General features: G+C 62.1%; 12 protein-coding genes. 7 read left to right on the top strand and 5 right to left on the bottom strand.

The features are described from left to right. Positions 1-21 precede the first annotated feature (21 nt). Positions 22-1,260 carry a multifunctional CCA addition/repair protein gene (locus FE240_RS01840; RefSeq protein WP_193003150.1) on the bottom strand — a complete coding sequence of 413 codons (1,239 nt, stop codon included), beginning with the start codon at positions 1,258-1,260 and terminating at the stop codon, positions 22-24. A gap of 121 nt (positions 1,261-1,381) precedes the next feature. Between FE240_RS01840 and FE240_RS01835 the strand changes: the two genes are divergently transcribed. From FE240_RS01835 to ompA, 6 genes are all read left to right on the top strand, one after another. Further along, a complete protein-coding gene (locus tag FE240_RS01835) occupies positions 1,382-2,947 on the top strand; it encodes an ExeA family protein (RefSeq protein WP_193003149.1) in 1,566 nt (521 codons plus the stop codon). Next, positions 2,947-3,642 carry a type II secretion system assembly factor GspB gene (gene gspB, locus FE240_RS01830; protein ID WP_193003148.1) on the top strand — a complete coding sequence of 232 codons (696 nt, stop codon included), beginning with the start codon at positions 2,947-2,949 and terminating at the stop codon, positions 3,640-3,642. Before FE240_RS01835 ends, gspB begins: the two co-directional genes overlap by 1 nt. A gap of 61 nt (positions 3,643-3,703) precedes the next feature. After that, entirely contained in the window at positions 3,704-4,768 is a 1,065-nt protein-coding gene (gene mutY, locus FE240_RS01825) for an A/G-specific adenine glycosylase (protein WP_226798941.1), read from the top strand. Continuing rightward, entirely contained in the window at positions 4,765-5,037 is a 273-nt protein-coding gene (locus tag FE240_RS01820) for an oxidative damage protection protein (protein ID WP_042045557.1), read from the top strand. Before mutY ends, FE240_RS01820 begins: the two co-directional genes overlap by 4 nt. A 13-nt stretch (positions 5,038-5,050) precedes the next feature. After that, the gene (gene mltC, locus FE240_RS01815) at positions 5,051-6,148 is read left to right on the top strand and encodes a membrane-bound lytic murein transglycosylase MltC (RefSeq protein ID WP_193003146.1); all 1,098 of its coding nucleotides are present in this window, start codon (positions 5,051-5,053) and stop codon (positions 6,146-6,148) included. Positions 6,149-6,327: 179 nt separating this feature from the next. Then, entirely contained in the window at positions 6,328-7,374 is a 1,047-nt protein-coding gene (gene ompA, locus FE240_RS01810) for a porin OmpA (RefSeq protein WP_193003145.1), read from the top strand. Between the two features lie 58 nt (positions 7,375-7,432). Here ompA and FE240_RS01805 read toward each other — a convergent pair whose 3' ends face one another. From FE240_RS01805 to FE240_RS01795, 3 genes are read right to left on the bottom strand one after another with little or no spacing between them, the layout of a single operon-like run. Then, on the bottom strand, positions 7,433-7,993 hold the full coding sequence (locus FE240_RS01805) for a PqiC family protein (RefSeq protein ID WP_193003144.1): 561 nt from the start codon (positions 7,991-7,993) through the stop codon (positions 7,433-7,435). Then, the gene (gene pqiB, locus FE240_RS01800; protein ID WP_193003143.1) at positions 7,990-9,639 is read right to left on the bottom strand and encodes an intermembrane transport protein PqiB; all 1,650 of its coding nucleotides are present in this window, start codon (positions 9,637-9,639) and stop codon (positions 7,990-7,992) included. The genes FE240_RS01805 and pqiB overlap by 4 nt, the downstream gene beginning before the upstream one ends. Beyond that, complete coding sequence (locus tag FE240_RS01795; RefSeq protein ID WP_226798939.1) at positions 9,632-10,906, bottom strand: paraquat-inducible protein A; 1,275 nt, start codon at positions 10,904-10,906, stop codon at positions 9,632-9,634. The genes pqiB and FE240_RS01795 overlap by 8 nt, the downstream gene beginning before the upstream one ends. Positions 10,907-11,055: 149 nt before the next feature. Here FE240_RS01795 and hfq point away from each other — a divergent pair, with 149 nt between their 5' ends. Then, positions 11,056-11,403 (top strand): RNA chaperone Hfq, encoded by a 348-nt coding sequence (gene hfq, locus FE240_RS01790; RefSeq protein WP_193003141.1) that lies wholly within the window; start codon positions 11,056-11,058, stop codon positions 11,401-11,403. Positions 11,404-11,527: 124 nt separating this feature from the next. On the opposite strand, the gene dapA is transcribed toward hfq, so the two are convergent. Next, positions 11,528-12,403 (bottom strand): 4-hydroxy-tetrahydrodipicolinate synthase, encoded by an 876-nt coding sequence (gene dapA / locus FE240_RS01785; RefSeq protein ID WP_193003140.1) that lies wholly within the window; start codon positions 12,401-12,403, stop codon positions 11,528-11,530. Positions 12,404-12,645 lie beyond the last annotated feature (242 nt).

The raw sequence follows: 12,645 nt of genomic DNA, 5'->3' as shown, positions 1-12,645 counted from the left end.
TTTTTTATCTTCAGCGGCGCGTCACGGCAGATCGTAGGTCCACTCGTCGCGCACCCGGCTGATGGCATCCACCCGGCGCTTGGCCAACTGCTCGCGGATCGCCTCCCCCTTGAAACCGGCATCGACGATAGCCTTGACCGGCACCGCCGCCGCGGCCGCCAGCGCCTCGGCTACGTAGTCAGGCTGGCTGTAGACCTTCTCCTCAAAGCCGGTGCGCCCGTAAAAATCGGCGCGGCAAGCATCGAGCAACTCGGCAAAACGCTCCGGCCGGCGCCAGGCATCGGCCTTGTCGAACACCTTCAGCAGGGTCGATGGCTTGAGCTCGAAAGCGATGTGGATGTGGGTGTGCAGATCGCTCACCAGCAGCGCCAGATCGCGACAATCGTTGGGCACCCGCAATCGCTCGCACAGGGCGCGGATCAGCGGCAATCCCTTCTGACCATGACCGTGATGGCTCGGCCAAAAGGCTGGCGGCGTCAGCCCCTTGCCAAGATCGTGGCAGAGCGCGGCAAAGCGCACCGTAAGCGCCGGCGAGAGAAGGCAGGCCTGATCGAGCACCAGCATGGTGTGCAGGCCAGTGTCGACCTCCGGGTGCCACTTGGCCGGTGCCGGCACCCCATAGAGGGCATCGACCTCGGGCAGCAGCACCTTGAGGGCGCCGCACTCACGCAGCACCTCGAAGAAGACTCGCGGGCTGGGGCCAAGCAGCACCTTCTCCATCTCCTTCCACACTCGCTCCGGGGTCAGGTGGGCCAGCTCACCGGCCGCCGTCATCTGCCGCATCAATGCCTGCGTCTCAGGGGCAATGGTAAAGCCCTGGGCATGGAAGCGGGCGGCAAAACGCGCCACCCGCAGCACCCGCAGCGGATCTTCACAAAACGCAGGCGAGACGTGGCGCAGCACCCTGGCCTCGAGATCGGCCTGACCGCCATAGGGGTCGTGCAGCTGGCCATGCTCATCCTCGGCGATGGCGTTGACGGTAAGATCGCGCCGCAGCAGATCTTGCTGCAAGGTCACGTCGGGCGCCGCATGGCAGACAAAGCCGGTGTAGCCGTGGCCCTGCTTGCGCTCGGTGCGGGCCAGGGCATACTCCTCCTGGGTCTTGGGATGCAGAAATACCGGAAAATCGCGGCCCACCTGCTGGTAGCCCAGATCCAGCATCTGCTGCACCGTTGCCCCCACCACCACATGATCCCGATCCCCGCCGGGCAGACCGAGCAAACGGTCGCGGACCGCCCCCCCCACCAGATAGACTTGCAAATCACTCTCCTTCTCGCTTGATGGTGCGATTATACCGATTCTACGGCCAGCGTGACCCGGGTCTTTGACATCCCGAGGCGCGCGTTTTAACCTGCCGGCCAACACAACGGAATGATCCCCTATGTACACCCACTTCTTCGGCCTAGTGGAGGCACCGTTCTCCATCTCGCCCAATCCCAAGTACCTCTATATGAGCGAGCGTCATGGAGAGGCACTCGCCCATCTGGTCTACGGCCTGCAAGATGGCGGTGGCTTTGTGCTGCTGACCGGCGAGGTGGGCACCGGCAAGACCACGGTTTCGCGCTGCCTGCTGCAACAGTTGCCGGAAGGCACCGAGATCGCCTACATCCTCAACCCCTCGCTGACCGAGCGGGATCTGCTGGCCGCCATCTGCGACGAGTACCACCTCTCTTATGCGCCGGATGCCGGCCTCAAGGTGTTGTTCGATCTCATCCGTGACCATCTGCTGGCCAATCTGGCCAACGGCAAGCGCAGCGTGGTGTTGATCGATGAGGCGCAGCACCTGATGCCAGACGTGCTCGAACAGTTGCGGCTGCTCACCAACCTCGAAACCGACGAGAAAAAGCTGTTGCAGGTGGTGCTCATCGGCCAGCCCGAATTGCAGCAGATGCTGCGCCAGCCCCTGCTGCGCCAGCTCGCCCAACGCATCACGGCCCGCTACCACCTGCTGCCGCTGACCCGCAGCGACGTCGATGCCTATGTGCGTTTCCGCCTGCAAATCGCCGGCTGTGTGCAACCTATCTTCAGCGCCAAGGCCGTGACGGTACTGCACCGCCTGAGCGGCGGTATTCCGCGCCTCATCAACCTCATCTGCGATCGCGCCATGCTGGCGGCCTACGCCAGAGGGGAGCACAGGGTCAGTGGCCGCGATATCAGCCAAGCCTCGTTCGAGGTGACCGGCCAGCGCGATGACGGCAGCTGGCTCGGCGGCCTGGCCGTGACCGCCGCCGGCGCCCTGCTGGTGGCCGCCGGCTGGTTCGGCTGGCAGCACTTCGGCGTGTTGCCAGTGCGCCCCGTGGTCAAGGTCGAGGTGCCGGTCACGGTCGATGAAACCCCGGAGCAGCAAGAGCAACTGAGTGAAGCCATCGGTCAGGCCTACGACCCATCGCTGGCACTACAAAATCTCTATCGGGTCTGGGGCTTTGAGCCCGAGCCGGAAGAGGCCAGTTGCAGCGAAGCCGAGCGGGCCGGGCTGCGCTGCCTAAGTGGCAACGCCTCGCTCGATGAGATGGCCAAGATGCAACACCCGGCCCAAATCACCCTCAAGGGGGAGAAGGGAAGCCGCTACTACGCCACCTTGGTCAACCTCAGTGCCGAGCAGGCTTACCTGCTCATCGGCGAACAGAGCTGGAACGTGGAGCGCGACTGGCTCAACCAACACTGGGATGGGGAGTACACCCTGCTGTGGCGCCTGCCCAAGGGCAGCGCCGTCATCGGTAACGGAGCCGGCCAGCCCCAGGCGCAGTGGCTCGAGAACGCGGTCAGCAAGGCCCTCAAGCAGGCCCCGCGCAAGGTGAGCCGTTTCGACGCCGAGCTCAAGCGCAAGGTGGAACAGTTCCAAAAGCGCGCGGGCCTCTCTGCCGACGGCATTGCCGGAGCCAACACCCTGCTGCGCCTCAACATCATCGCCGGTGAGCCGATGCCCACACTCGAGGAGGCCTCCTGATGTCGACCCTGCTCAACGCACTGCGCCGTGCCGAGGCCCCGGCCCAAGCGCCCTTCATCCCGGCCATGGGGCTGTCCAGCCGCCCCGAGCCGACCACGCCACGCTGGATCTGGCCCCTGCTGGCACTGCTGGCCCCGCTGCTCGGCGCCGGCGCCAACTACGGCTGGCATTGGTTCAACAACAAGCCGATCGAGAAGAAGGTGGAGGTCACCCACAAGGTGACGCCGCCCTTCGTGCGGGTCGAGCCCCGCGAGATGGAGACCGAGCCGCTGCCACCGCCCCTGCCCAAGCCGGAGCCGCGCCAGCGCCCGGCGGCGACGGCCCAAACCCCTTCTCTGCCTGGCTTTGATCTGAGTGGCGTCTCACCCGAGCTGGCACGGCGCTTCGCCCAGGCGGTGGGCAATACGCCGCAGGGGGAGCCGGCTCCCCGCAGCGCCCCGCAGCTAGACGGCACACCACCGCTGGCCGCCCTGCCCATGGCGCAGCTGCAACAGGTGCCGCGCCTGAGCTACGGCTCGCACGTCTACTCCTCCAATCCTGCCAAGCGCAGCGTCATCCTCAATGGCCGCGAGCTGCATCAGGGGAGCCAGATCGCCCCCGGCGTTACCATAGTCGCCATCGAGCAGGAGCGGCTAATCCTCGATATAAGTGGTCAGCGGGCCAGCCTCAAGGCCTTGCAGGACTGGAACGGTTAAACCATCTGGGGCCCCGAGCGGGCCCCCACGCCTTTATCACCCCGACAAGATGGACGGTTTCGTGAATCAAGCGACCTTCGCCAGCCGTGTGCTGGAGTGGTACGAACACTCGGGTCGTAAGACCCTCCCCTGGCAGCAGAACAAGACCCCCTACCGGGTCTGGGTGTCAGAGATCATGCTGCAACAGACCCAGGTGGCCACGGTCATTCCCTATTACGAGCGCTTCATGGCCCGCTTTCCTGACGTGCTGGCCCTGGCCGATGCCCCGCTCGATGAGGTGCTGCATCACTGGACCGGCCTTGGCTACTACGCCCGCGCCCGCAACCTGCACAAAGCGGCGCAGCAGATCCGCGACCAGCACGACGGCCTCTTCCCCGAGCGCATCGAGCAGGTGATGGCGCTGCCCGGCATCGGACGCTCCACCGCCGGCGCGATTCTCTCTTTCTCCCTCGGCCAACCTCACGCCATCCTCGACGGCAACGTGAAGCGGGTGCTCACCCGCTGGCTGGCCCTAGGGGGTTGGCCCGGCCAGAAAGCGGTGGAAAACGCCCTGTGGGAGGTGGCCATCCGCCTCACCCCCTCCCAAGGGGTGCAGCAGTACAACCAGGCCATGATGGACATAGGCGCCACCCTCTGCACCCGCAGCAAGCCAAAGTGCGAACTCTGCCCGGTTCAGGCAGACTGCCAGGGGCGCCAGGAGGGGAATCCCACCCGCTACCCCCAAGGTAAGCCGAAGAAGACCACGCCGGAGCGTACCGGCTTCTTCCTGTTGCTACGCCATGGCGACAGGGTCTGGCTCGAGCAGCGCCCACCCCAGGGGATCTGGGGCGGCCTCTACTGCTTTCCCCAGTTTGACAACACGCGCCAGCTCGAGGAGCGGGTGAGTGAGCTCGGGCTGGCCCCGCAGCAACTGCGTGAGCTGGATGGCTTTCGTCACACGTTCAGCCACTTTCATCTCGATATCCGCCCTTTTATGCTGACACTCACCACACTCCCCCCTGTCGGCATCATGGAAGGGGATAGCGCTCTCTGGTATAACTTACGCCACCCCGACGAGGTGGGACTGGCAGCCGCGACCCAGCGTCTGCTCGCCTACCCTGAACTAGCCATACAGAGGTCCGCATGAGTCGTATCATTTTCTGCCAGCGCCTGAAGAAAGAGGCCCCCGGCCTCGATTTCCAGCTCTATCCGGGTGAGCTCGGCAAGCGCATCTTCGACAACATCAGCAAAGAAGCCTGGGCCGACTGGCAGAAGAAGCAGGTGATGCTGATCAATGAGAAGAAGCTCAACATGATGAACCTCGAACACCGCCAGCTGTTGGAAAAGGAGATGGTGAACTACCTGTTCGAGGGCGCTGACGTCCAGATCGACGGTTACACACCGCCCAGCCAGTGAGTAACGGCCCATCATGATTCGCCTCTTCTGGCTGCTGGCGGCGGCAATGCTGCTGGGAGCCTGCTCCTCCGCCCCGAAGAAACCGGCCAACGATGACGATCTGGTCAATGGCAAGGATGTGCGCGGCTTCGAGCACATGATCAGCGCCTTGGCCCACAACGTGAACGAGATCTGGGGCCGCGAGGCCCTGTTCGCCGGTAAGTTCGACTACGTCAAGTACACGGATCAGTATCAGAGCCGCGCCCACATCGACTTCAACGGCGGTCTGGTGCAGATAGAGACCGTCTCGACACTGGAGCCGCGCCAGCACCTGCGCCGCGCCATCATCGAGACCCTGCTCACCCCGGACGATCCGGCCGAGGTCGATCTCTACTCGGATCGCGAGATAATCCCGGGCAGCGATCCCTTCCTCTACGGTCAGGTGCTCGACAACCAGCGCCAGCCGATCCGCTTCAAGTGGCGGGCCGAGCGCTATGCCGATCACCTGCTCAACACCGCACTGAAAAAGCGCACCCTGGGGATCCGCTCCATCTACTACGTCGACATCCCCATGGTGGCCAACCACGTCGATCGACGCGGCTACAAGTACGCCAATCTGATCCGTCAGGCATCGAGCAAATACGGCGTCCCCGAGAGCCTCATCTATGCGGTGATCAAGACCGAGAGCAGCTTCAACCCCTACGCGGTGAGCAGCTCCAACGCCTATGGCCTGATGCAGGTGATCCCGGCCACCGCCGGTCGCGATGTCTATGTGCGCGTCAAGGGCAAGTATGGCCAGCCGACCCGCGAGGATCTCTTCAACCCGGCCTACAACATCGATATCGGTACCGCCTATCTGCACCTGTTGCAGAGCGTCTACCTGGCCGACATTCAGGATCCAGTATCGCGCCGCTACTCGGTGATCTCCGCCTACAACGGTGGGGCTGGCAGCGTGCTGCGCACCTTTGCCAGCGATCGCAACGCCGCGCCGAGCATCATCAACCAGCTTTCACCGCAGCAGGTCTATCAAGTGCTGACCGAGCAGCACCCCTCGGCCGAGTCGCGCCGCTATCTCTACAAGGTCAGCCAGGCGGAACGCAGCTTCAAGATGACCCGGTTGCGAGCAGGTTGAGTCACCCATACGCATGCATAAAAGAGGCGCCAAAGGCGCCTCTTTTTTATCCACAGGGCCCAGTGGAAGCCGCGACCTAGAAAAATTGCAACTACACTTTTTCGGCCCCCCGATCATGGTCGTGGGCATGCGCCCTCACCCGGCGCAGACAGCAACCAGATGCAATGCAGAGGCAACCTATGAAAAAGACAGTAGTGGCAATCCTGTTGTCGGGTATCTGCGCCGCCTCGGTACAGGCCGCCGGTCAAGACAACACCTGGTATGCCGGCGCCAAAGCCGGCTGGTCCAACTTCTACGGCGTCGATTACGCCAACACGGTGAAGAACAACTTCAGCGTCACCGACGAGAAGAACGATGACTTCGGTGCCGGCGCCTTCGTCGGTTATCAACTAAACCAGAACGTCGGCTTCGAGCTGGGCTATGACTGGCTCGGCCAGTTCAAGTACCAGCTCGATAATGTGAGCGATGACTATCGCGTTCGCTCTCAACTGGCACAGCTCACCATGAAACTCGGCCTACCGGTCAGCCCGAGTTGGGATCTCTACACCCGCCTGGGTGGCGCTTATGCCTGGACCGCCAACCGCGATATCCACCAGCACTACAACGGTGGGGCCTTCGTCGCGGCACTGGGGGCCGAGTACGCCATCGACCGCGACTGGGCCGCCCGCCTCGAGTATCAGTACACCACGCCGCTTGGTAAGGATCACGACGATGATACTCATGTACAGTTCGACAACGGCCTGCTCTCGCTCGGTATTCTCTATCGTTTCGGGCAAGCCGCCCCCATGGTCGCAGCCCCCCTGCCAGCACCAGCGCCGGCACCCGAGGTCGTCGACAAGCAGTTCACCCTGAGCGCCGACGTGCTGTTTGATTTCAACAAGCACACCCTCAAGCCGGAAGGGTATACCGCCCTCGATTCGCTGTATGAACAGCTCAAGGCGGAACGGCCGAAAGATGGCACCGCCACCGTGATCGGTTATACCGACCGTCTCGGCGCCGATGCCTACAACCAGAGCCTGTCTGAGAAGCGAGCCCAGAGCGTGGCCAGCTACCTCGTGAGCAAGGGGCTGCCGGCCGACAAGGTCGCCGTCGAAGGACGGGGCAAGGCCTCGCCGGTCACAGGGGAGAGCTGCACCAGCCGCAACCGTAAGGAGCTGATCGTCTGCCTGGCTCCGGATCGCCGGGTCGAGGTACACGTGCAAGGTGTGGCAGAAGCCCAGCCGTAATCCATTGGCGACAAAAAAGCCGGGCTTTCGCCCGGCTTTTTCATGCACAACCTTAGCGTCAGTGGCGAGCCACCTCATGGGCGATCCCATCTAGCACCTTACCCCAGCCGAGCGAAAGCTCACTCACCAAGGCGCTGTAACCATCGGCAGGCAGTGCTCGCTCTTCACGGAAAGGGCGTTCCAGCAGCACCTTGCCATCGGGCGCGGTCAGGCGCCAGCGCCCGCTCACCACTGCCTTGCCATCAAAGCGGCCGCCAAACTGCTGGATCCGGATGGCAAGACGGTTCCCCTCGCCACCCTCTTCGCGCACCACCCAGCCCGGCAGGCGGGCACTGAGCCCCTCCAGGGTGAACTGTTCGAGCTGGTTATCCAGGGTGCCCGCCCAGCGATGACGCTCGGCAAACTGCAACTCCTGCCCTTGCAGCTCATAGACCAGATTAATGCTGTCAATTTGGTCGGAGAGCACCAGCGGGGCAAACCGCAATTCATGCTGCGGCACGCCACCACTGGCGGTCGTGCCGGCCCCCTGAGTCAGGCTGTAGTAGTGGATGGCCGGCGGCGTGCTACTACAGGCCATCAGCCCAAGGGCCAGCAACAGGATGAAGGGGCGACGGATCATTGGGCACCTCGCTTGGGCTCGGGGTCAGGACGATAGTTGCGATCGAAGATCAGTGCGCTCGGCTGTTCGTTGAGTGAACGCACCAGAGGCTGTAGCTCGCGCATCATCTGATTCAGACTCTGAATCGATTTTTGCAATTCACGATGGGTGCGTGAGTCGCCGTCATAGCCCTGCAACGTCTGCTGCAACTGCTGCAAACTCTGGTTGAGCGAGGCCGGGATCTGCTGGGTCTGGGGCTCGCCAGTCAGCTTGTCCAGATTGTTGCTCACCGCCCGCACGCTGCCGAGAGTCTTCTCTAGGGTGACCAGGGTCTGATTGACCTGGGTCAGAGTCGTCTCGATATCCATGTCGGCAAACTTGTCGAGGATCTTGTTCACCTTGCGCTCTATCTGATCCAGCCCGGCGCTGACGCTCGGGAAGACCGGCGTTTTCTTGATGGTCTTGGCCACGTAGCTTGGCACCTCGTTATAGAAGTTGAGATCGATGATCTTGCCGCCGGTCAGCAGGTTGGAGGTTTTCAGGCTGGCTCGCAGCCCCTGCTTGAACTGCTCTTCGAAAACACTCTTCCACTTGTCGTGATCGGCATCGGCGTAACGCTGGCTCAGCCGCTGCACCTCGATACGGGCCAGTACGGGAATGGAACGCTGGTTGAAGGTGCTGTAGATCTTGTCGTCCAGGATATAGGGGGCCGAAATGACGGTACCCACCCGAACGCCGCGATACTCCACCGCCGAGCCTGGATGCAGACCGGCTAGGCTGTCTTCAAACAGGAACACATAGTTGATGTACTGATCGAAGTTCCCCTCCAGCACGCTGGCCTGATCCTTAAATAGGGTGAAGCTGCTGTTGTCCGCCACCGGTTCACCAACACTCCAGCCATCGGGCAGCCCCATGGTGATGCCCCCATCGAGCAGAGTCTCCAGCGAGTCCATCTTCACTTTCATTCCGTCGCTGTTGAGGGAAACCTCGAAGCCTGGGGTCATCCAGAAACGGCTGTTGCTGCTCACCAGGGTGTCATAGGGCGCTTTGACGAAGATCTGATACTCCATCATGGCCTTCTCCGGCAGGAAGTTGACCTTCTCCACCTGACCGATGCCAAAGCCCTGATATTGGATGGGAGAGCCCACCCCAAGCGCTCGGGTCTCGCGGCTGGTCAGCGTCAGGTGCAACCCTTTCTGACCGAGCGAAGAGAGCGGCGGCGTCTCCTGGATCTGGTAGTGATCCTGGGCGCGCCCCTTCTTACCCGGCGAGAGTTCGATGTAGGAGCCGGAGAGCAGGGTACCGAGGCCCGAAATCCCCTCACGCCCCACCCGCGGCTTGACGACCCAGAACAGGCTGTCTTCGCGCAGCATATCGGCGGCCTGCTTGTTGATCCGGGCCCGTAGGATGGCGTGACTGAAGTCCTCGCTCAGCTCAACGCTCTCCACCCGCCCCACATCCACCTCACGCGAGCGGATCGGCGTCTTGCCCGCTACGATGCCCTCGGCCCGCTCCACGGTCAGGGTGACCAAGGGCCCCTGCTGATACCAGTGCTGCAACAGCATCCAGCCCCCGATCAGCAGCGCCGCCAGTGGCACCATCCAGATGGCGGCGGCCGAGCTCATGAAATCGGAGCCGGCTTTCCAGCGCAACTTGCGTTCACTCAAGTTTTTGTTCTCCTTCTTGAAGATCCCAGATCAGACGCGGATCGAACGTCATCGCCGCCACCATGGTGATGATCACCACACCAGCGAAGGAGACGGCGGCCGGTCCCGGATAGATGGTCATCAGATTATCGAGGCGGATGAGGCCGGCCAGGATGGCCACCACAAACACATCGATCATCGACCAGCGCCCGACAAATTCGGTAAGACGATAAAGCTTGAGCTTGGCCAACGGTGAATGGGCCTTGCCAGCCCCCACCTGCCAGCACAGCCAGAACAGGGCGATCAGCTTAGCCAGCGGCACCATGACGCTGGCGATGAAGATCACCGCTGCGATCGGATAGGAGCCGAGCGCCCACAGCAACACCACCCCGCCAAGAATGGTCGAAGGGCTGTCATCGCCGAGGAACACAGTGTCCATGATGGGGTAGATATTGGCCGGAATATAGAGAATGGCGGAGGTGATGAGCAGCGCCAGGGTGCGCTGTAACCCACCCGGCTTGCGACTGTGCAGGTGATCGCCGCAGCGCTGGCACCGATTTTCCCCTTCCTGATTGAGCGCTCCACAGATATGGCAGCCAACCAACCCCGCCTCCCGAGCGGTCACGGCACCTTGCTCGGGCAGGGCCACCTCAACGTGGCCAAACAACTGCTGCCACAACCAATGGGTATCGAGGCTGGAGATGGTCAGCACCAGCATGATGGAGTAGCCCACAAAGGCCCAGAAACCGAGCCCCATGGAGACATCCGCCATCCCCATCAGCTTGACCAGCGAGATGAGCACTCCGATGAGGAACACATCCACCATCAACCAAGGGCGGATCCGGCACAGCAGGCGCCCGAGTGAACGCATGGCGTGGGGATGCAGTGACTTGTCCAGCCGCCACACCACCAGCATGACTGAGCCAATGTAGACCAGAGGAAAACCAATCAGGGTGACACTCAGCACCACGGCCAGAAACAGGTAGCCCGCATCCACCAAGGTCGTGATGGTTTGCAGGAAGGTCATCTCCCGACCCAGCCCGTGACTGGAAAACGCCATGAAGGTGAAGCTGTTGCACAGCACAAACATCACTAGGGTGGCGAGGCCGAAGGCCAGCGGACGAACCCGGGAGTGAGGCAGATGACGGGACTGCAGATGCCCGCAACGTGAACACGCAAGCGACTCCCCCTCAGCCAGCTCGGTCGCCGGGATCAGCAGATCACATTCGCCACAGGCGCAGGCATCGTGCCGATAGGAGGTCGGGGAAACGGATCGATCAACAGACAAGGAGAGCCTCTGCATTCAGGCACAATTCAAGAGAGAGGATTATTGCAGTCCTGCGCCCGCCAGACTAGCCCACCGAGAATGGCTTTGACAAGGCACAGGCCATTTTGCACAATCAGACGCCACCTCATTTTTCCGCGGGACAATAACTTATGACAACTGAATCCCCCAGCTACGCCACGATCGAGCAGGCTTTCTCGCTCGGCAACGGTCAGGACTCCGCCCTCAACTGGCTGCGCAAGAACCGCAGTCAAGTCGCTATCTTCCTGGTCAGTGGTATCAAGCTGGAAGGCACCATCAGCGGATTTGACCAATACAGCGTGCTGCTCACCGACGCCCACGGCAACCAGCAGCTGGTCTACAAGGCCAAGATTTCGACCATCGCCATGCACACCGGTCGCCCGCAAGTGAACATCCAACGCGCCCGTAAGCCGCGCGTCTCGATGGGCCAGCGCCCGTACGGCGGCCCCTCCCGCAACGACGACAACAACGAACAGTAAGTCACGCCAGCCTCGACCACCCGATTGTCCCGCTGGTCGTCTGCGACACTAACTGTCTGCCATCGGGTGACCGCCTGATGGTAATGCAACAAGGGCCGCTTGCGCGGCCCTTGTGCTATCTGCATCAGTCAATCAGCGCCAGCGCCTGCATGGCCTGACGGATGCGGGTGCGGGTGGCCTCCGAGAGCGGCATCACCGGCAGACGACACTCTTCGGTACAGAAACCAAGCAGAGAAGCGGCATACTTGGCGCCGGCCGGGCTCGGCTCGGCAAACATGGCCTGATGCAGCGGGATCAGGCGATCTTGCAGCTCACGCGCTTCGTCCCAACGACCGGCCAGGGTCAGATTCTGCACTTCGGCCACCAGCTTGGGGGCCACGTTGGCCGTGACCGAGATGCAACCGGTGCCGCCACCAATGTTGTAGGCCACCGCGGTCGCATCCTCACCGGAAAGCCAGGTAAACGGCTTTTTGATCAGCTGGCGCTCAGTCCAGGGGCGGGAGAGATCACCGGTGGCATCCTTCACACCGACGATACGCGGCAACTCGGCCAGCCTAGCCATGGTCTGCGGCTGGATGTCGACGATGGCGCGCGGCGGAATGTTGTAGAGGATGATGGGCAGCTCGGTGGCATCGTGCACCGCCTTGAAGTGGTGGTAGAGCCCCTCTTGATTCGGCCGGTTGTAGTAACCCGCCACATGCAGGGTACCATCGGCCCCCGCCTGCTGGGCGTGGCGGGTGTATTCGATCGCCTCAACCGGGTTATTCGAGCCAGCACCGGCAATCACCGGGATACGGCCGGCGACTTGCTTGACCACCAGTTCGATGAGCCGGCAGTGCTCGTCATGACTCAGGGTCGGACTCTCCCCCGTGGTGCCCACCGGCACAATGCCATGGGTTCCCTGCTCCACATGCCACTCGACCAGGCGCTGCAACGCCTCTTCATCCAGCCGGCCGTCCCGAAACGGGGTGATCAGGGCAACAATCGATCCTTGAAACATGAAGACTCCTCGCTCTGTCTGCATTTTGAAATACAAAACAAAACCCCGGTTCACCTGAGGCGCAACCGGGGTCTATTAAAAAACGGGACTCGGGGATTACGCGCAGACGAAAGCTGGCCCGAATTTCTTCGGTGCCTGGGCAGATTTTCGTTTCAGCGCTTTGCCGTACATCACCCGATCCTGCATAAAAATGTCTCATCGCATCTTTTGGGAAGCGGCCTTAAATGTCAATAGCGGCGGGA

It is taken from the genome of Aeromonas simiae (genome assembly GCF_014892695.1).
In the GTDB taxonomy this organism is placed as follows: Bacteria; Pseudomonadota; Gammaproteobacteria; order Enterobacterales; family Aeromonadaceae; genus Aeromonas; species Aeromonas simiae.
Note: the sequence above shows the minus strand (reverse complement) of the source record. Positions and strands in the feature narration are given on the sequence as shown.